Origin of the sequence: Duganella hordei (assembly GCF_040369125.1) — a bacterium.
Taxonomy (GTDB): domain Bacteria; phylum Pseudomonadota; class Gammaproteobacteria; order Burkholderiales; family Burkholderiaceae_D; genus Rugamonas; species Rugamonas hordei.
Genome location: NZ_BPWI01000006.1, coordinates 272,255 through 292,266, shown reverse-complemented (window position 1 = coordinate 292,266; position 20,012 = coordinate 272,255). Strand labels below are relative to the sequence as shown.

16 protein-coding genes are annotated in these 20,012 nt (G+C 63.4%); 5 read left to right on the top strand and 11 right to left on the bottom strand.

Annotated features, from left to right (window positions below):
- Positions 1-91 precede the first annotated feature (91 nt).
- The 6 genes from ABWW33_RS16645 to ABWW33_RS16620 all read right to left on the bottom strand — a co-directional run bounded on the left by ABWW33_RS16645 (position 92) and on the right by ABWW33_RS16620 (position 8,269).
- Positions 92-2,719, bottom strand: a complete 2,628-nt coding sequence (locus ABWW33_RS16645) for a TonB-dependent receptor (RefSeq protein WP_353402912.1) — start codon at positions 2,717-2,719, stop codon at positions 92-94.
- A 51-nt stretch (positions 2,720-2,770) separates the two neighbouring features.
- Entirely contained in the window at positions 2,771-3,910 is a 1,140-nt protein-coding gene (locus tag ABWW33_RS16640) for an ABC transporter ATP-binding protein (RefSeq protein WP_353402911.1), read from the bottom strand.
- A gap of 16 nt (positions 3,911-3,926) precedes the next feature.
- Complete coding sequence (locus ABWW33_RS16635) at positions 3,927-4,793, bottom strand: carbohydrate ABC transporter permease (protein WP_353402910.1); 867 nt, start codon at positions 4,791-4,793, stop codon at positions 3,927-3,929.
- 10 nt (positions 4,794-4,803) lie between these two features.
- Positions 4,804-5,718, bottom strand: coding sequence for a carbohydrate ABC transporter permease (locus ABWW33_RS16630; protein WP_353402976.1), 915 nt, complete (start codon positions 5,716-5,718; stop codon positions 4,804-4,806).
- 107 nt (positions 5,719-5,825) lie between these two features.
- Entirely contained in the window at positions 5,826-7,076 is a 1,251-nt protein-coding gene (locus ABWW33_RS16625) for an ABC transporter substrate-binding protein (RefSeq protein ID WP_353402909.1), read from the bottom strand.
- A 305-nt stretch (positions 7,077-7,381) separates the two neighbouring features.
- Positions 7,382-8,269 carry a LysR substrate-binding domain-containing protein gene (locus tag ABWW33_RS16620; RefSeq protein WP_353402908.1) on the bottom strand — a complete coding sequence of 296 codons (888 nt, stop codon included), beginning with the start codon at positions 8,267-8,269 and terminating at the stop codon, positions 7,382-7,384.
- A gap of 77 nt (positions 8,270-8,346) precedes the next feature.
- On the opposite strand from ABWW33_RS16620, the gene ABWW33_RS16615 reads away from it, so the two are divergent.
- Entirely contained in the window at positions 8,347-8,751 is a 405-nt protein-coding gene (locus tag ABWW33_RS16615) for a CidA/LrgA family protein (RefSeq protein WP_353402907.1), read from the top strand.
- Positions 8,748-9,431 (top strand): LrgB family protein, encoded by a 684-nt coding sequence (locus tag ABWW33_RS16610; protein ID WP_353402906.1) that lies wholly within the window; start codon positions 8,748-8,750, stop codon positions 9,429-9,431. Before ABWW33_RS16615 ends, ABWW33_RS16610 begins: the two co-directional genes overlap by 4 nt.
- Here ABWW33_RS16610 and axe2C read toward each other — a convergent pair.
- Genes axe2C through ABWW33_RS16585 form a run of 5 tightly spaced genes read right to left on the bottom strand, consistent with a single transcriptional unit; the run spans position 9,418 to position 16,538 of the window.
- Entirely contained in the window at positions 9,418-10,464 is a 1,047-nt protein-coding gene (axe2C, locus tag ABWW33_RS16605; protein ID WP_353402905.1) for a bifunctional acetylxylan esterase/glucomannan deacetylase AxeC2, read from the bottom strand. The two genes, ABWW33_RS16610 and axe2C, sit on opposite strands and share 14 nt — an antisense overlap.
- An 8-nt stretch (positions 10,465-10,472) precedes the next feature.
- A complete protein-coding gene (locus ABWW33_RS16600; protein WP_353402904.1) occupies positions 10,473-11,675 on the bottom strand; it encodes a glycoside hydrolase family 27 protein in 1,203 nt (400 codons plus the stop codon).
- Positions 11,672-12,994: a glycoside hydrolase 5 family protein gene (locus tag ABWW33_RS16595; protein WP_353402903.1), complete on the bottom strand. Its 1,323-nt coding sequence runs from the start codon at positions 12,992-12,994 to the stop codon at positions 11,672-11,674. Before ABWW33_RS16595 ends, ABWW33_RS16600 begins: the two co-directional genes overlap by 4 nt.
- 20 nt (positions 12,995-13,014) lie before the next feature.
- Positions 13,015-15,258, bottom strand: coding sequence for a glycoside hydrolase family 3 C-terminal domain-containing protein (locus tag ABWW33_RS16590; RefSeq protein WP_353402902.1), 2,244 nt, complete (start codon positions 15,256-15,258; stop codon positions 13,015-13,017).
- Positions 15,255-16,538, bottom strand: coding sequence for a sugar MFS transporter (locus ABWW33_RS16585; RefSeq protein WP_353402901.1), 1,284 nt, complete (start codon positions 16,536-16,538; stop codon positions 15,255-15,257). The genes ABWW33_RS16590 and ABWW33_RS16585 overlap by 4 nt, the downstream gene beginning before the upstream one ends.
- Positions 16,539-16,809: 271 nt before the next feature.
- Here ABWW33_RS16585 and ABWW33_RS16580 point away from each other — a divergent pair, with 271 nt between their 5' ends.
- From ABWW33_RS16580 to ABWW33_RS16570, 3 genes are read left to right on the top strand one after another with little or no spacing between them, the layout of a single operon-like run.
- Positions 16,810-17,838 (top strand): LacI family DNA-binding transcriptional regulator, encoded by a 1,029-nt coding sequence (locus tag ABWW33_RS16580; protein ID WP_176651834.1) that lies wholly within the window; start codon positions 16,810-16,812, stop codon positions 17,836-17,838.
- A 2-nt stretch (positions 17,839-17,840) separates the two neighbouring features.
- The gene (locus tag ABWW33_RS16575) at positions 17,841-19,049 is read left to right on the top strand and encodes an AGE family epimerase/isomerase (RefSeq protein WP_353402900.1); all 1,209 of its coding nucleotides are present in this window, start codon (positions 17,841-17,843) and stop codon (positions 19,047-19,049) included.
- Position 19,050: 1 nt separating this feature from the next.
- Complete coding sequence (locus tag ABWW33_RS16570; protein WP_353402899.1) at positions 19,051-19,959, top strand: carbohydrate kinase family protein; 909 nt, start codon at positions 19,051-19,053, stop codon at positions 19,957-19,959.
- Positions 19,960-20,012 lie beyond the last annotated feature (53 nt).

The window sequence follows — 20,012 nt, the reverse complement described above, 5'->3', positions numbered from 1 at the left end:
CGCATCCGTCACCGCGACACTCAAGGGTTCTCGATCCGTGCCCCGCCTCCGCAGGGGCAGACTTCGCACGAAGTCCGCCCCTCGTGGCGCATCAGAACTTGGCTTTTACCCCAACACTGTAGCGGGCACCGTTTTCATACACGCCAACCGGCAAGCCATCCGTGGTATTGGTGCGGATGACTTCATTCCCGATATTCACGGCGGTGAAGTAGACGCTGACCTTCGGCGTCACGTCCCAGCTGGCCGACGCATCCCACTGGCCGTAGGCGCTGGTCACGTCCTGGCCGCCCTCATCCAGCGCACCGTAGGACTTGGAGCGGTAGTTGTACGACAGTCGCACACTGTAGCCGTTCTTCTCGAAGAAGCCGGTCAGGTTGGCCTGGTTGCGCGAATTGCCGATCACGTTCAGCTTCTGGCCGTTGGCGTTGGCGCCGGTCTTCGCATCGGTGTAAGTGTAGTTGACGATGGCGCCGAAGCCGCTGCTGAACGCCTGCTGCCACTGCAGTTCCAGGCCGTTGACGGTCTCGCCGTTGTTGGCGTTGTACGGACGGGTGACCGGACGCATCACGCCCGCCACGTTCTCCAGCTGCGTTTGCGTGTAGATGAAGGTATCGAGCTTCTTCGCAAACACGGTGGCCGACAACAGCGACGCATCGGCGTAGTACCACTCGGCGCCGAGTTCGGCCTGGTTGGCGTGGTAAGGCTTCAGCAGCGGATTGCCCGCCGTGGCGGCATTGGTGGTGCCGCTGACTTCCGTACTGGCGCTCAAATCGCTGTAGGTGTTGCGGGCCATCACCCGCGCCACGGCGCCGCGCACCAGCAGATCCTTGTTGACGGAGTAGACCGCGTTCAGGTTGGGCAGCACGTCGGTATAGCTGCGCGAAACGCTGCCCAGCACGTAGTTGCCGTTGCCGCTCAGGTCCTGGTAGGCTTCCGAGGTCTGGTCGGTCTTGACGATGCGGGCACCGAAGTCGCCGCGCCATGGACCGGTGGCGAAGTCCGCGCGGGCATAGGTCGCGTAGATCTTCTCCTTGATCTTGTAGTACTCGCCCTTCGCTTCCGCGTAGACCATGCCCTTGTCGTACATCGGGAAGCCCTTCGAGTAGGCCAGGCCGTCGTTCACCCATGCATACTGGGTCAGCGAGCCCGCCGTTGCGGCCTCCTGGCTCAGCAGCGGCGAAGGACCGGTCGACAGCTCGGCCAGCGAGAACGACTGCCAACCCGGATTGCCCGGGCCATCGGTGCCGATGATGCGGCGGTTCTGCACCGTGGTGTCGCGCACCTTGGCGCCGACCTTGACCGCCTTGAAGAAGTTGTTGTTGATGTCGATGGTCAGGTCGCCCTGGGCGTAGTTCTCCTTGGTCTCCATGCGGCGGATCCAGTCGCGCGAACTTTGCAGCGTCAGCGCCTTCGGATCGAGCGGATTGATGTCCAGGTATTTGACCTCGTAGGTGTCCGGCGCGATGTTGAACGTGGTGCGGGTGTTCCCGACGAACCAGAAGTTGCGGTCATGGTCGCTGCCGCCCGAACCCTTGGTGGTGCCGGCCTGGCCGTGGAACTTCCAGGTGTCCGCATCGTAGGTGCCTTCCAGGTCCAGCACTTCCGACTTGATGTAGGACTGGCGGAAGATAGGCTCGAACGACACGCCGCCCGTCGGGCCTACGGTGCCGCCGACCAGCGCCTTGGTGCCGTCCGAGGTGGTGATGAACTTCGGATTGGTCACCTGGATATTGCCCTTCGCATCCGCCAGCCCCCCCGCTTCCCACAGGTAGTTCTGGTTGCTGTTGTCCATGCTCATATCGGAGTTCATGTAGTTCAGCGAGATGTCGGTATTGGCGTTCGGGCGCGCCTGCAAGGTCAGGTTGCCGGTGGTGCGCTCGCGGTCCTGGCGGAAGATCGCCGAGCCGCCGCCCCAGGATGCATAGGCACCCGGCGTCACCGCGCCGTTCTGGTCGACGATGTTGTACTTGGTCGCGTCGGTGAAGTTCTCCAGGCCGTCGCGGCGCATCGTGCGTTTCTGCTTGCTGACGGCGAGCAGCGCGCCGAAGGTTTTCTGGTCGTTGGTCCAGCTCAGCAGGCCGGAGAACTGCGGGTCCGTCTTCTTCGGCAGTTCGCTGTAGGTCTCTTCCACCGATCCCTGTATCACCAGCGGCTTCAGTTGGAACGGCTTGCGGGTCTTGACGTTGACCAGGCCGCCGATGCTGCCCTCGTCCAGGTCCGCCGACGGGCTCTTGTAGACGTCGATGCTGCCGACCAGTTCCGAAGCCAGGATGTCGTAGTTGAAGCCGCGGCTTTGCGAGTCGTTCTTCCACCAGTAGCCGGAGGCCACGGCCTGGCCGTTCAGCTGCGTCAGGTTCAGGTTCTTGTCGGTGCCGCGCACGAAGATGTCGCGGCCCTCGCCCCAGGTGCGGTCCACCGAAATGCCCGGCACGCGCTGCAGCGAATCGGCCACGTTCTTGTCCGGGAACTTGCCGACTTCCTCGGCGGTGACGGTGTCGATGACGTTGCCGGCATCGCGCTTCTCCGCCAGGTTGCGCTTGAGGCGCTCGCGGATGCCGCGCACTTCAACGGTTGCGGTGTCTCCAGCCGGTACAGCTTCGCTGGTCTGTGCGTCGGCCGTCGCCGGATCCGCCGCATACAGGTGCGGAGCAATCGCTCCACCCAGCGCCAGCGCGATCAGGTTAGGTAGTATTTTTTTCTTAAGTACCGGCTTGTTCATTCAATTCCCCCTGTTTTAAAAAGTAAAGAACCGCGTGTTGTCCAACTCGTGTCAAACGCTGCGCATCATGCCGCGCGCCGCCGACACCATATTTCCGGGGCGCAGGCGCCGCAGCGCCTGGCCCTTTTCATCAAACACGTGGAAAGCCGTGCTGTCGGCCGAGAAGACGATGGACTGTCCGATCCCGACATGACGTTCGCCGTCCCCGCGTATTACGACGTCTTCGCCACCCTTGCGGCTGACGTAGATGTAATTGGCTTCGCCCAGGTGTTCGACCACACTGACCTCGCCGTGAAAAACTTCCGAACCATCGCGCGATTCGCTGATGTGCTCCGCCCGCAGACCCAGCGTGACCTTGCTGCCGACTCGCAGCGCGCTGCCGTCCACCGCCGCGCGCACGGACTCGCCGCCAGGCAGCAGCACCTTCACGCCGTTGGCATGGGCTTCGGCGACAGTGCCTGCCATCAGATTCATTTTTGGCGAGCCGATAAACCCCGCCACGAACAGGTTGCGCGGCTGCTGATACAAATCCAGCGGCGTTCCGGACTGCTGGACTTTCCCTTCGTGCATGACGACGATCTTGTCGCCCAGCGTCATCGCCTCGACCTGGTCGTGCGTGACGTAGACGATGGTCGCGTCCAGCTGACGATGCAGCTTGGCGATCTCCAGGCGGGTCTGCACGCGCAGCGCCGCGTCCAGGTTGGACAAGGGCTCGTCGAACAGGAACAGGCGCGGCTCTCGCACGATGGCGCGGCCGATCGCCACGCGCTGCCGCTGGCCGCCGGACAGCTCGCGCGGCAGGCGCTCCAGCAGATGTTCGATCTTCAGCGTGGCGGCGGCATGGTTGATGCGCGCCCTGATCGCCACCTTGTCCTTGCCCGCCACCTTCAGGCCGAACGCCATGTTCTGGTACACCGTCATGTGCGGATACAGCGCATAGCTCTGGAACACCATGGCGATGCCGCGCTCCGCCGGCGGCAGGTGGTTGACCACGTCGCCGCCGATTTCCATCGTGCCGCCGGTGATGCTCTCCAGGCCGCACAGCATGCGCAGCAGCGTGGACTTGCCGCAGCCGGACGGTCCGACCAGGACTACGAATTCGCCATGCGCGATATCCAGGTCGATGCCGTCCAGGACGTCGGTCTTGCCATCGTAGGACTTGCGCAGTTGCTTCAGGCTGACACTTGCCATTACTTTTCCTCTTTCTCTATTTGACCGCGCCGGCGGTCAGACCACGAATCAGTTGACGCGAGAAGACCGCATACAGGATCAGCATCGGTATCACCGCCAGCGACAGCGCCGCCAGCACGGAATTCCAGTCGGTGACGTACTGGCCGATGAACTGCTGCACACCCAGCGTGACGGTCTTGGTGCGTTCGGAAGGCGCCAGGATCAGCGGGAACCACAGGTCGTTCCACGCCGGGATCATGGTGAACACGGCCACCGTCGCAATCGCCGGGCGGATCAGCGGCAGGATCACCTGGAAGAAGATGCGTACTTCGCCGACGCCATCGCAGCGGGCCGCGTCCTTCAGTTCCGCCGGCACCTGGCGCATGAATTCGGACAGGATCATCACCGCCAGCGGCAGGCCCTGCGCCGTGTACACCAGGATCAGCGCGGACAGCGTGTTGACCAGGTCCAGCCGCACCATCATTTCCAGGATCGACACGGTGCCGAGGCGGATCGGGATCATGATGCCGAGCGCGAGGAACAGCGTCAGCACGCGGTTGCCCATGAAGCTGTACTCGGACAGCGCCCACGCCGCCATCGCGCCGAACAGCACGATGCACAGCAGCGCCACCAGCGTCACGGTCAGGCTGTTGCCGAAGTAGAGCAGGAAGTTGGTGCTGGCCAGGACCTTCTGGAAACCGACAAAGGTCAGCGATTCCATCGTCGGCAGCGCCAGCGGATCGTCGAAGATGGCGGCGCGGCTCTTGACCGAGTTAATCAGGATCAGCGCGATCGGGAACAGGGCCAGCACCGCATAGGCGATCAGCGTGGCGTGCACCATCAGGCGGCCCAAGTCGAAGCGCTGCGGCAGCGTGGCGGGAGGATACAGGGCGATAGCGGTCATGGCGCGGTCCTCACAGTGCGAAGCGGGTCAGCCTGCGCTGGACACCGACAAAATAGACGCCCACGCCGGCCAGGATCACCAGGAACATCAGCGTGGCGACGGCGGAGCCCAGATACGCGTTGCCTACCTGCGCCTGGTAGCCGAAGAAGGTGCGGTAGAACAGCGTGCCCAGGATGTCGGTCGAATAGTTAGGGCCGGCCAGCGCGCCCTTGATCGAATAAATCAGGTCAAACGCGTTGAAGTTGGCGACGAAGGTCAGGATGGTGACCAGGCCCAGCGTCGGATAGATCAACGGCAGCTTGATCTGCCAGAAGATGCGCAGCGCGCCGGCGCCCTCCACGTGCGCCGCCTCGACGATTTCTTCCGGCACCGCCAGCAGCGCGGCGTAGATCAGCATCATCGGCATGCCGATGTACTGCCATACTGAGATCATCGACAGCGTGGTCAGCGCGGTTTCCTCCTGCCCCATCCAGGGCGCGAAGAAATCGGCCAGGCCGGCAAAGCCCATCAATTTCTCGCCCACGCCCCACAGCGGCGACAGGATCAACTGCCAGATAAAGCCGATGATCACCACCGACAGCAGCGTCGGCAGGAAGATCAGCGTGCGGTAGGTACGGGCGCCGCGCAGGCCCTTGAGGCTGAACAGGGTCGCCAGCAGCAGCCCGATGGGGTTCTGCAGCAGCATGTGGATGCAGAAGAATTTGGCGTTGTTGGCCATCGCATTCCAGAAGCCGGCCGACCAGTCGGGATCGAGCAATATCGTGCGGAAGTTCTCCAGGCCGACAAAGACGGCCTTGCCGCCGTCGTCGGCGCTGAAGAATCCCTGCCCCAGCGTCTGCAGCAGCGGCAGCGCGCTGAACAGCGAGTAGACCAGCACCGCTGGCGCCAGGAACAGCATCAACTGCCAGGGCCGCACCGTATTCACTACATGTTTCAAGACTGCCTCCAGATTCGGGCTAAAAAAAGGGCCGGCACCGCGCCCGGCGCCGGCCAAAAAGAATCACACAATCAAGGGGAGGGATTAGTGTGATGCTACTTTTGCGGTGGCTTGTACCACTTCGCAAAACCGTTCTGCAGCTTGGCCGCCGCATCCTTCGGGGCCAGCTTGCCGTTCAATACCTGGGCATTGACATTCCAAAGTTCGCTCTCCATGCTCGGCCGGCCGCGGTTGAGCACCTGTGCGTTGAAACGTATCGTCGAGGCGCAACTGCCGCGCCATTCCGCCATCTGCTTGGCCACCGGATCGCGCACCGAGATCAAGTGATTCGACAGCGAAAAGAATCCGGTCACACGGTTGGTGTAAATGTCCGCGAACTCCTGCGAGCCGACCCAGGCCAGGAACTTGTAGGCGTCGTCCTTGTTCTTCGATTTCTTGTTGATGCCGATGCCGATGTCCATATGGTCGGAGATGAAGCAGGGGTCACCCGCCTTGCGCACCGGCGGCGGGAACGCGCCCAGTTCCAGGCCCGGCGTCTGGCTGAAGTAGGAGATGTCCCAGGAGCCGGTCGGATAGATGGCGGCGCGGCCCAGCGCGAACTGGTTCTGGCTGTCGCCGTAGGTCTGGGCGCTGGCGCCCTTGCTCAAATAGGTGCCCATCCTCTGCTCGAACTGTAGTGCTTCGACGAACGGCGCGTCGGTCAGCTTGGCCTTGCCGGCGATGAGCGCCTTGCGCCCTTCCTCGCCGCGCCAGAAGTTCGGGCCAATATTGGTATAAACCATTTGGCTCGATTCCCATTGATCTGCGGTGCCCAGCGCCAGAGGAGTGATCCCGCCCTGCTTCAGCGCATCGAGCACGCCGAAGAATTCATCGACCGTTTTCGGCGGCTGCAAATTGAGCTTCTTGAAGATCTTCTTGTTGTACAAAAAACCGTGGATCACGGAGGCGACCGGCATGCAGAAGGTCTCCTTCGCGTCGTCGGTCTGCCAGGCGACAGTGGCCGTCGGCGCGAAGTTCTGCATGCCCGGCTTGCCGTCCAATCTTTCGAGGTGGCCTTTCTTGTACAGCGAGAGCGAGACGTCGAATGGGCGGCAGGCGATCAAGTCCCCGGCCGTGCCGCCGGCCAGCCGCGCGGCCAGGCTCGAGTCGTATTCGGTGGGCGCGGTCGGTGCGAACTTGACCTCGATGCCGGGATGGTTTTTCTCGAATGCCGGCAGCAGCACCTTTTCCCACAGCGTTTTGTCGTCGACCCGCCAGCTTTCGATCACCAGCGTACCGGCCTGCGCAGCCTGGTCGGAAAACATGGCCATCAACAGGGCGTGGCGAACAATCCGGCGTACTTGCATGTGTAGTCCTTATGGCTATATTTACAACGATGAAATGATTCTAGCACCGGGTTTTTTGTGACAGACAAGCAAGTTACCCAATAGAAACTATCATCCAAGCCATTGATTTTATTCAGATAAGTTTTTACCTCCATCGTGAGATGTTACATTTCCTAACCCCGTTCGGGCTGCGCCGGGGCACGCGGCCGCGCGCGGCGAAGACACTCTGCAACGCTTCGCAAGAAATGCTTACAAAACTTAACAAAAAGGTCCGGCCGTTGTTGTTGGCAGACACGGAAGCGCAGCATGCAGGGCATGTGCCGCTACTAAACCACAGTACGGACCAGCTCCAGCCACGCGCGTGCGGCGAAGGAAAGATGTCCGCCGCGCCGCCAGGCCAGCATCAGGTTCCAGTCCAATGCCGGTTGCTCCAGCGTGGCCACGGAAAACTGCCCCTTGGGCAGGGTGTCGCAAAAGATCTTCGGCAGCAGTGCGATACCCACGCCCAGCCTCACCAGCGAAGCGACGAAATCCCATTGGCCGCTGCGGCTGCTGATACGCGGAGTGAAGCCTTCGCGCAGGCAGGCATCGGTGACGATCTCGTTCAGCGCGAACGATTCCCCATAGAAGATGAAGGAGCTCTCCGCCAGTTCGCGCAGCGCCACGCTGCGGCGGCCGCGCCATGCAGAATCCTTGGGCGCCAGCAGGCATAGGGGCGAACGCACCAGCGGGAAGGAATCGAATTCCTGCCAGATGCCGGCATTGGCCGGGTGATCGAGCATGGTGCCCATTTCCAGCGTGCCGTTGCGCAGGTCGGTCTCGATCGATTGCGATCCGCCTTCAAACAGTTTGAGTTCGATCTGCGAATGGCGGCGGTGGTAGGCCGCCAGCAGCGGCGCCAGCGGAGCATGCGCCTGCTGGGTGACGCCGATGCGCAAGTCGCCGCGCCGCAGCTGCTGCAAATCCGCCAGCTCCACGCCCATGTCCTCGTGCATCGCCAGCAAGGCGCGCCCGCGCTGCAGCACCACGTTGCCGGCGTCGGTCAGCGTGAAGCGCTTGCCGACGCGGTCCAGCAGCACCAGGTCGAGCGACTGTTCCAGCTGCTGGATCATCTTGCTGACGGTGGGCTGCGTGACATGCAGGCTCCCGGCGGCGCGGCTGAAGCTCTGCTGCTCGACGACAGCGACGAAATAACGCAAGGCGCGGATATCCATGATCTATTCCAAATTCGAATGATTTTCATAATTTTAATTCATTTTATCTTTTATCCACCGCAGCCTAGAATGGTCCCATGAAACGCATTCTTTACACTCTGATGCAGGTGCTGGGGCTGATCGCAACCTGGTACGCTGCCGACCGCGCGGCCGCCTGGCTGCACCTGCCCTTCTCCGGCGGTGTGGTCGGCCTGCTGGTGATGGTCGCCTTGCTGCTGGGCGGAGTGCTGCGTCCGGCCGCCATCGAGCATGGCGCCGACTGGCTGCTGTCGAACATGCTGCTGTTCTTCGTGCCGCTGGTGGTGTCGGTGGTGCAGTTCACCGGCCTGTTGAAGAGCGACGGCCTGCGGCTGTGCGCCGCGATAGGGCTGGGCTTCATCTGCGTGCTGATGGCGACGGCATTCACTGTCGAGTGGGTATGCCGCCTGGAGCGCGGCCTGCGGTTGCGCCGTCTGCGCGCGTTGCGCGGAGCCGCGCTGTGAAGCCGCTGCTTTTCCTGTTGCTGACACTGGGCCTGTTCTATGCCAACCAGGCCTTGTACAAGCGCTTTCCGTATTTCTGGCTGACGCCGGCGATCGCCACCTCGGCGCTGTTGATCGCCGTGGTGCAGCTGTCCTCCACGCCGTTTCCGCAGTATTTCGGCGATACGCGCTGGCTGTCCTGGCTACTGGGCCCGGCGACGGTGGCCTTCGCGCTGCCGATCTACCAATACCGGGAACTGGTGCGCAAGCACTGGCTGGCGCTCGGCATAGGCAGCTGCGCGGGTATCGCGGCGTCGCTGGCCAGCACGCTGGTGCTGGACCGGCTGCTGGGTCTCCACGGCAGCACGGCGCAAAGCCTGCTGGCGCGCTCGGTGTCCACGCCCTTCGCGCTGGAGGCGACGCAGCATCTGGGCGGCTCGACGCAGCTGACCGGCCTGTTTGTCATCATCACGGGAATATTCGGCATCCTGCTCGGCCAGCTGCTGCTTGGCCTGCTGCCGCTGCGGATGCGCATCGCCAAGGGTGCGCCGCTCGGTGCGGCGGCCCACGGTTTCGGCTTGAGCAAGGCGCGCCTGATCGGCCCGCAGGAAGGCGCGGTCGCCAGCCTGACGATGATCTTCAGCGGCATCCTGATGGTGCTGCTGGCGCCCCTGCTTGGAACCCTGCTTACCAGTGCATGATGGCGCGGATCTGCGGCAGCAGGTCGTTGGCCATCCTGACGTTCTGCTCCCTGGTCGGATGCGCGTCGGTGGCGTCGCCCGGATAGCCGGTTGAGGCGATGGCGTGCACGCGCGGGTCGCCGACGCGGCGCACCGTCTCGGCGATGTAGCCGGTGAGCGCGGCCTGCTTCTCACCGCTCAGGATGCCGCCCTCGGTCAGCATGATCTGCGCGTGCGGATGATCCTTCAACAGCGTTTGCACCAGCTTGACGTACGCCGCCACGTAAGGTTCGCGCTCGGGAACGCCGGGCGCCATGTCGTTGGTGCCGATGGCGCTGACGATCGCGTCGGGTTGGTAGTCCTTTTGATCCCATCGCACCGGATGCTGCCTGTCCGCGATCGCCAGCTGGTAATAGTCGATCAGGTTGAGATCATCGGTCTTGTTCTCCCAGGTGCGAACCAGCCCGCGACCGCCGTAGCAGACCAGCTGCACTTGCGACTTCAACTCGCGCGCCATCAGCATGCCGTAGGAGGCGCGGGGATTCCACCACGACGGTTCCTTCTTCGCGCCCGGAACACGGTCGATGGCTTCGCCGCAGGTGACGGAGTCGCCCAGCACCAGCAGCTTGCGCTGCGGTAGCATGGGTGCTGGCCGCCATGAGCCATCCGTATCGAAGCTGCGCAGCGCGGCGGTGCCGTGCCAGGTCTCGGAACGGTTGACGATTTCCACACGGTGTCCTCCCGGCTTGCCCGCTTCGAGCAAAACCAGCGTCTGCGGGCCTTTTGCCAGATGCAGCTTGCGCGGCTCGCCGCCATCGACGATCACATCGAAGTAGCTGTTGTCGCCGCTTGCGTCGGCCTGTGCGCTCAGGCGCGAGCCGTCGAAATCCACGAAGAAGCTCACGCCCGGATAGCCGAATCGCACGCTGCCATCGGCGGCAAGCTCACCACGCCCCATGCGGGCGACGTGCGCGTCGGCCGCCGTAATCGGCACCGCCACCGCCGGCAATGCGGCGACGAACAAAGCGCCCGCAGCCCACAATCGACAATCCATATGCCCACTCATCCACGCGCCTTCAGGCGCAACAACAGTACGCTATGCGGCGCGAGTTTGGCATCGAGCTTTCTACTGGTATCGCCGGACTTGCCGCCCCAGATCTCGCGCCAGTTGTAGACCGCCTTCTTGAAATCCACCTCCCGCTTGCTCAGGTCATCGCTGATGGAGTGCGCCTTCCAGTCGTAGTTCAGCGTCACCGCCTGCTCGCCGCGATTCAGCACCAGCAGCGCCCACTCGCCGTCCGCCATCGGCCGGGCCCAATACTCCAGCTGCCCCGTCGCCAGGAAACGCCAGGCCGGGATACCCAGCTTGTCCTGGCTGACGGCGATGACATCTCTGTTGCTCAGAATACGACGCGTGGCATCCGGCATATTGCGCAGGTCATTGCCCAGTATGAGCGGCGACGCCAGCATCGCCCACAAGGAAAAGTGGGCGCGGTCCTCGTCCTCCGTCATGCCATTGCCGACTTCCAGCATGTCCATGTCGTTCCAGTGCCCCGGTCCGGCGTACTTGCGCAGGCCGGCCTGCCTGTCGACGATACGCATCACGCCAAGACGCGAGAACGAATCGTGACTCAGCTCGCAATCCCAGCACGGATAGATGTCGGCCGTGGTGCGCCACGAGTGGCCGATATCGCCCGCCCATTCCCAAGGTTTGTTGTCGCCCCACTCGCACATGCTGAACAACATTGGCCGCCCGGCGCTGCGGATGGCATCGCGCATGGTGGTGTAGGCGCCGACCGCACTCAGGCCCTTGCTGTCGCACCAGTCGTACTTGACATAGTCGATGCCCCATCCCGCATAGGTAATGGCGTCCTGGTACTCATGGCCACGGCTGCCCGGATGGCCGCCGCAAGTGGTCGCGCCGACGTCGGAATAGATACCCAGCTTGAGGCCCTTGCCGTGCACATAGTCGGCCAGCGCCTTCATCCCGGACGGGAAGCGCACGGGGTCGGGATGGATCACACCCTGCCCATCGCGCTTGCCGTGCCAGCAGTCGTCGATGTTGACGTATTCGTAGCCGGCGTCCTTCAGGCCCAGCCTCACCATCGCATCCGCCGTATCGCGGATCAGTTGCTCGTTGATGTCGCAGGCGAAGGTGTTCCAGCTGTTCCAGCCCATCTGCGGCGTGGCGGCCAGGCCGCCGAACTTCTGCGCGTGCGCGCCGGCGCAGGCCAGCAGCGCAATCAGGGCAAGCAGGCGTTTCATCGTTTGATCTCCTGCAGACGGTGGGCATATTCCTTGATCAGCAACAGCGAGCTGACGTCGGAGTCAAACACCGAGTAAAGGCCCTGCTCTTCCTGCGGCGGATCGCCGACGAAGTCGTTACCCGGCTTCCACCAGTAGTCCGCGTTGGCGGCGCGGCCGGCGCCACCCCATGCCCAGAAATTGAAGCCGGCGACAGGATCACCCTTGGCGGCGCGGGTGACGACGATGTCGAACACTTCGCGATAGAAGCGGTCGCGGATCTTGGTGGTGGCCTTGATACTGAAGGAAGGTCCGTCGCGGTCAAGGCCGAACTCCTCCAGCACGATGGGTTTGCCCAGTTTCTTGGCCAGCTCGATGTGCGAGTTCAGATAGTCGCGGCTCTTGGCGACGGCGCCATCCCAACTGCCGGTCGGATTGTTGGAGTCGAACCAACCCCAGTTCTTCGGCCACAGATGATAGGTCAGGTAGTCGATATTCTTGCTGCGGTGCGCGTCCAGATACAGTTGCGCGTCCTGCGCGGAACCGGCCAGCCCTTCGCTGCCGCTGCTGACCAGGTGGTTCTTGTCCAGGCTATGGATATAGCCAGCCACTTCGTCCACCCACTTGACGTATACCGCCTTTTCTTCAGGCGTAGCCTTGCCGTTGCCAGGACGCGGCTCGTTGGCCAGTTGCCACGACATGATGTTGGGGTCCTCGAAGTACGGCTTGCCGGTGATGGTGTTCACGCGCTTGACGATCTTGGCGATGACGTTGCGGTACTCGGTTTGCGCCGCGGCGTTGCGGTAGAAGCCGGCGGTCTTTTGCATATAAGTGTCGTAGTCGCCGGTGACGTTCGGGTCCAGCGCAGGCGTTCCTTCAAACCAGTTCAGGTACTGCGTCATGCCACCCGACCACTGCCAGAAGTTGTTCAGGTAGAGCACCACGGTCATGTCGCGCTTGGCCACTTCCGCCAACAGGAAGTCCAGGCCGGCCAGCAGATCCTCATCGTACTGGCCCGGCGCGGCCGTGGTCGCGGGGCGCACGGCGCTCTTCATCTCGGTCTTTTCCGATACCGCCAGCACGCGCAGGTTGTTGATGCCCAGCGCATGCATATTGTCCAGTTCCTTCAGCAGGCGGGCGCGTTCGCCAACACCGCTGGCGGCGCCCAGGTAGCCGCCGTACCAGAAGTTGGCGCCGGCGATGTAATAGGCCTGCCCCTTGCGGGCGAAGTGGGTATGCTTGACGGTGACGAAATCGCTGCCGGCGGCAGGCGCCGCCTCGACGATGCCACAGGCGCCTATCATCAGGGCGGCGGCGCAGAATTTGTACAGTTGCTTCATTTGTCTCGTTCCTTTTCTATTTATTTTCCGTTGACGTCCAGGGTGCGCGCCGGCAGCTGTACCGTGATGCTGGCGGCCTTGGCATCCGCCGCGTCGTGCGCCAGCATCACCTTGTAGCCGCCCTTGGCGATGCGCCAGGTCTTGCTGCGGCTGTCGAACATCGCCAGCAGGCGCGGATCGACGGTCACGCTGACATCCTTGCTTTCCCCCGGCGCCAGCTCGACCTTATCCCAGCCGGCCAGGCGCTTGGGCGCCTCCCACCTTGCGCCTTGCGGTGCAACGTACAACTGTGGCACGTCCTTGCCTTTGACGGCGCCCGTATTGGTGACCTTGAAGCTCAGGCGCAGCTTGCCATCCTTCTGGTCGGCCGCCAGTCCGGAATACGAGAACTGCGTGTACGACAGGCCGTGGCCGAACGGGAACAGCGGCTTGAGGCCCTTCAGGTCGAACCACTTGTAACCGACGGCCGCACCTTCGTGATAGTTGACGTCGAAGCGCACCGCCTCGTTCTTAGGATCGCCATCCAGCTTGGGACGCGGCAGCTGGCTTTCCGACACGGGGAAAGTGGTTGGCAGGTGGCCGGATGGATTGACTTCGCCAAACAGCACGCGGGCGATTGCCTCGCCGCCGCCGCTACCGGCATACCAGGCCTGCAGGATGGCGGCGCTCTGCTCCACCCACGGCATCAATACGGGACCGGCGGTTTCCAGCACCACCACCGTCTTCGGATTGGCCTTGGCCACTGCAGCGATCAGCGCGTCCTGCTGGTCCGGCAGCGTCAGGGACACCGCATCCAGCGCTTCACCCACCCACTGCTGCGCGAACACCACTACCACGTCGGCACCGGCGGCGAGCTTCGCCGCGGCAGCTGGATCGGCGCCGTCGTTGTAGACCACGGTGGCGCCAGGCGCGCGCGCGCGGATCGCCTTCATCGGCGAGGATGGATGGTAGACCACAGGACCCGGCCAACTGGTTGGCGCGATGCCCGGCACCGCGTTGCCGCCGATCGGATACACCAGCGACGAGCCGCCGCCGGCCAGCACGCCGACGTCCGCGTGGGCACCGATGACGACGATCTTTTTCGCGCCGGCCTTCAGCGGCAGCACGTTGCCGGCATTCTTCAGCAGCACGATGCCCTCCTCGGCATCGGCGCGGCTGACCAGCGTATGCGCGACGAAATCGATGGCGCCGCCTTCGGCCACCGGATGATCGACCACTCCCTTGTCGAACATGGCACGCAGCACGCGGAACGCCATGTTGTCCAGACGCGCCTGCGACACGTGGCCGTTGGCGACAGCCTCCTCCAGCGCGCCGCCGAAGTACTGCGACTTGTCGAACTCCCAGCCTGATTGCTGATCGAGGCCGCCGTTGGCCGCTTCGACGGTGCTGTGCGTTGCGCCCCAGTCGGACATCACAAAGCCCTTGAAGCCCCAGTCCTTCTTCAGCACCTGGTTGAGCAGGTAGTCGTTCTCGCAGGCGTAGACCCCGTTCAGGCGGTTGTAGGAGCACATGACGGAGCCGGGATTGGCCTGCTCCAGCAGGAACTGGAAGGCCAGCAGATCCGACATGCGATTGCTGGCGTCGTCGATACGGCTGTCGAGCACAAAGCGCCCCGTCTCCTGGTCGTTGACGGCGAAGTGCTTCATCGTCGCGATGACGTTATTGGACTGGATGCCCTTGACCTGCTGCGCCACCATGGTGCCGGCCAACAGGGGATCTTCACCGGCGTATTCGAAATTGCGGCCGTTGCGCGGTTCGCGCAACAGGTTGACGCCGCCGGCCAGCATCACGTTGAAGCCGGAAGCGCGCGCTTCCGCACCGATCATGGCGCCGCCCTTCCAGGCCAGGTCGCGGTTCCAGGTGGCGGCGGTGGCCAGGCCGGATGGCAGCGATGTCCGCTCGCGCGGCGTCTTCGTGGCCTGCGTCGCGACGCCCAAGCCGGCATCGGTCTCGAACAGGGCAGGCAGGCCGAGACGCGGCACGCCGGCAACGTAACCCGCAGATGACGGCAGCGCGGCGGGATGCTTCTTCGTCTTGGTGCCGAAGTCGGTGCCGAAGTGCCCCAGCACCCAGGTCAGCTTTTCCTGCTGCGTCATCGCTTGCAGCGCCAGTTCGGCGCGCTTGTCGGCGCTCAGCGAGGTATTCATCCAGGTGCGGGCAGCAAGCGGCACGGGCGCGGCCTCGGTTTCAGCCGCGTGCGATGGCAATGCCGTGGCCAGTGCCAGCGCGATCGCCAGCGGGCGCATTTTCAAACCGGTATTCATACTGAGCCCTTTTCTGTGGTTGCATACATGCCGGCATACTTCACGCCGAAGTAAAGAATGAAGGTGTAGCAGGCGGCCGGCACGAAGAACGACCACTGCAACCCGATGGTATCGGCCAACAGTCCTTGCGCGAAAGGCACCAGCGCGCCGCCGACGATGGCCATGCACAGGATGCCGGAGCCCTGGCCGGTCTGTTTGCCCAGCTTGTGCAGCGCCATGCTGAAGATGGTCGGGAACATGATGGAATTGAACAGGCCGACCGCAATGATGGACCACATCGCCAGCGGACCGCTGCCGAAGATCGCCGTCAGTATCAGGACGATGGAAGCGGCCGAATTGAAGGCCAGCGCCTTGCCCGGGCTGACATAGCGCATCACGCCGAAGCCGATGAAGCGGCCGATCATGGCGCCGCCCCAGTAATAGCTGACGTAGTGGGCGGCGGTACTTGCCGGCAGGCTGGCGACATTGGCGTCGCCGAGGAAGTTGATCAGGAAGCTGCCGATGCTGACTTCACCGCCGACGTACACGAAGATGCCGATGGCGCCCAGCACCAGGTGGCGGTGCGCCAGGACGGACTTGCCGACGGCCGTGGCGACATCGCCTTCCTCGTCCGCGTGGACGATCTTCGGCAAGCGCACCAGTGCGAACAGGATCGCCAGCGCCAGCAGCGCGGCGGCCAGTGCCAGATACGGCCCCTGTACCGCGGCGGCTTCCTCGGCCTTGGTCTTGACCAGGTTGGCGACGGCTGGCGCGCCCTCCGACAGGATCAGCATGCCGCCCAGCGCCGGCGCGATGGTGGTGCCCAGCGAGTTGAAGGCCTGTGTCAGCGTCAGCCGGCTGGACGCGGTGGCCGGCGCGCCGAGCACCGTCACGTAGGGATTGGCCGCTACCTGCAGAATCGTGATGCCGCTGGCGAGCACGAAGAACGCCAGCAGGAACAGGGCATAGCCGTTCATCGACGCCGGGTAGAACAGCGCGCAGCCGCCCGCCGCCAGTACCAGGCCGCTGACCGCGCCGCGCTGGTAGCCGATCCGCTTGATCAGCATACCAGCCGGCAGCGAGACGATGAAATAGGCGCCGAAGAAGCAGAACTGCACCAGCATCGCCTGCACGTAGTTAAGGGTGTAAATCGATTTAAGATGGGGAATCAGCACGTCGTTTAGCGACGTTAGCAGGCCCCACATGAAGAACAGCAGCGTAATGATGACCAGCGGGACGGTATTGCTGCCCCGTTCCGCATGGTCGTGGGGGCGCAAAGCTGCCGATGCAACGTGTTCCATAGGTCTGTCTCCTGTATGGATGGTTTTATATTAATGAAAAGATTCTGCATGGCCGGCGCCAACGGGTCAAACAACAAGCGTTTTTGGACCTCAGTTTAGCCATCTTCACTAAACAAGCCGATACAGGTATGCAACCACCCGGGCGGGTTTACCGTCCGCTAAAACTAGCATGTTTAGTAAATTGCGCTAAACTTTTCAGGAAAGTCGCCAGGTCGTTTGACCATGGCTGGACGTCTATGCAAGACTGCATTCATAACAAAAGGAGACTGGAATGGGCACGAATGTCACGATAAGGGATATCGCCCGCGTCGCAGGCGTATCGGCCGGGACCATTTCGCGCGCACTGAAAAACGAGCCCGGACTGACCGAAGCGACGCGCCAGATGGTGCTGGGGACGGCACGGGAACTGGGCTACGATTTTTGCAAACTGCGGCCGAAGCGGCTGCGCCGCCTCACGTTCCTGCTCCATCGCCAGCACAACACCGCGTCCAGCAGCCCGTTCTTCTCGCCGGTGCTGCATGGCGCCGAGGAGGCTTGCCGCAAGCAAGGCATCGTGCTGTCGTTCATGGCTGTGGGACCGGCGGACGGATTGATCGACCAGATTCGCATGCATGCGCCGGACGGCATCGTCTGCGCCGGCTTTTTCGAACCGGAGACGCTGAGCGCACTGCGCTCGACCGGCAAGCAGCTGGTGCTGATCGATATGCAGCTGCGCGGCTACAGCTCGGTCAACCCGGACAATATGATGGGCGGCTACCTGGCGACCAAACACCTGATCGACACCGGCCGCACGCGGGTGGGATTCATCTCCGGCCCGCTGTCTCACTACAGCATCCGCGAACGCGCGCGCGGCTACCGGCAGGCGCTGTTCGAGGAGGGCATCCTCGCCGATCCACGCCTGGAGGCCGGTCTGCCGGACGGCGTCGACCTGGAGACCGGCGCGTGGGAAGCGATGGAGCAGTTGCTGGCCCTGCCCCATCCGCCGGACGCGGTGTTCTGCTACAACGACAGCGCGGCGCTGGTGGCCATGCGCTGCTGCCTCGCCAAGGGGCTGAAGGTACCGCACGATATCGCGATCGTCGGCTTCGACGACATCTCGACCGCCGTGCTGGGACACCGGCCGCTGACGACGCTGCGCATCGATAAAAAGGCGCTGGGCGCGCTGGGCGTGGAACTGCTGCTCAACGGCCCGCACGAAGAACCGGTCGAGAAAATCGCACCGGTGGAATTAATCATACGCGCCAGCACCGTGTTTGACGGCTGGCGCCCCAAGAACCCCGCAACTTATAAACGGACCTGACAATGGCCCCAGATTTTCAATCGCGCAGCACCCTGCTGGATCACATCCGCCACACCAAACAGTTCTACGACAGCCGCTGCACGGATCCCAGCGGCGGCCTGTATCACTTCTACAAGGACGATGGCACAATCTATGACACGCATACCCGCCACCTGGTCAGCAGCACCCGCTTCGTGTTCAACTACGCGATGGCATGGCGCCAGTTCGGCGACGCCGCGGACCAGCAGCGCCTGCGCCACGCGCTGACCTTCCTGCGCGATGCGCACCGCAATCCGGACACCGGCGGCTACGCCTGGCAACTGGACTGGAACAACGGCGCAGGCAGCGTCACCGATGGCACCAACCACTGCTACGGCCTGGCGTTCGTGCTGCTGGCCTACAGCCACGCCGTGATGGCCGGCGAAATCCAGGCCCGCGAGTGGATCGCCGAAACCTTCGCGCTGATGGAGCGCCGCTTCTGGCAGCCGGATTACGGCCTGTACGCCGACGAAGCCAGCTCCGACTGGTCGTACCTGGCGCCGTATCGCGGCCAGAACGCCAACATGCACGCCTGCGAAGCGCTGATCGCCGCATTCGAGGCGACCGGCGAGCGTGCCTACCTGCTGCGCGCCGAAACGCTGGCGCGCAATATCACGCAGCGCCAGGCCGCGCTGTCCGGCAACCTGATTTGGGAGCACTACCATGCCGACTGGTCGGTGGACACCGAATACAACCGCCACGACAAGAGCAATATCTTCCGTCCCTGGGGCTATCAGCCGGGCCACCTGACCGAATGGGCCAAGCTGTTGCTGCTGCTGGAACGCCACGGCGCGCAGCTGGAGGGTGGCACCAACTGGCTGCTGCCGCGCGCCGCCGAACTGTTCGACGCGGCGCTGGCCAAGGCATGGGATCATGAACACGGCGGCATCTACTACGGCTTCGCGCCGGACGGCAGCATCTGCGACGACCTCAAATACTTCTGGGTACAGGCAGAGAGCCTGGCCACCGCCGCGCTGCTGGCCGCCCGCACCGGCGAAGCGCGCTACTGGACCTGGTACGACAAGATCTGGGCTTACAGCTGGGAGCATTTCGTCGACCATCGGCATGGCGCGTGGTACCGCATCCTCGGCGCCGACAACAGCAAGCTGACCGACGAGAAAAGCCCGGCCGGCAAGGTGGACTACCACACCATGGGCGCCTGCTATGAAGTGCTCAACGTTTTGAAGGACTGAGATGGCTGCCTTTCCACTATTCGTCGCGGCAGGCGAAGCGCTGACCGACATGATCGTGCGGGACGCGGCGCAGACCCAGTGGCTCAGCCAGGTCGGCGGCTCGACCTGGAACGTGGCGCGCACGATGGCGAAGCTGGACGTGCCGACCGCCTTCGCCGGCGCCATCAGCAACGACGTCTTCGGCGACGCGCTGTGGCAGGCCAGCGAGGCCGCGCGCCTGGACCTGCGCTTCCTGCAGCGTTCCGACAAGTCGCCGCTGCTGGCGATCGTGCACCGCACCGATCCGCCGGCCTACTTCTTCGTCGGCGACGACAGCGCGGACCTGCAGTTCGATGCGGCGGCCCTGCCTCAAGGCTGGCGCGCGCATTGCAAGTGGGTGCACTTTGGCGGCATCAGCCTGGCGCGCCGGCCGTTGGCGGACAAGCTGGTAGCGCTGGCGGAACAACTCAAGCAGGACGGCGTGCATATCAGCTACGACCCCAATTACCGGCTGCTGATGGATGAGCGCTACGACGCCACGCTGCGCCGCATGACCGAACTAGCCGACGTGATCAAGGTGTCCGAAGAGGATCTGGTAGGCCTGTTCCGCACCGACGACATCGAGTCCGCCTTTGCCACGCTGCGCGGCTGGAATCCGTCGGCGGTCTACTTGTACACCAAGGGCGGCGATGGCGCGTCGCTGCATATTGGCGATGACGAATGGCACCTGGCTGCGCCGGAGATCGCCGTCGTCGACACCGTCGGCGCGGGCGACGCCAGCATCGCCGCACTGGCGTGGAGCATGATGCATCGCCCGCAGCACCAGCCTTTGCAGCATCTGCAGTTTGCCGTGGCGGCCGGCGCCGCCGCCTGCCTCGCGCCTGGCGCATCGCCGCCATCGCTTGAGAAAATCGAAGCGCTGCTGCCGTAGCAACGTCATACCCTTGTCATATCAAGCCGATAAGATTGCGGGTTTTATACCGC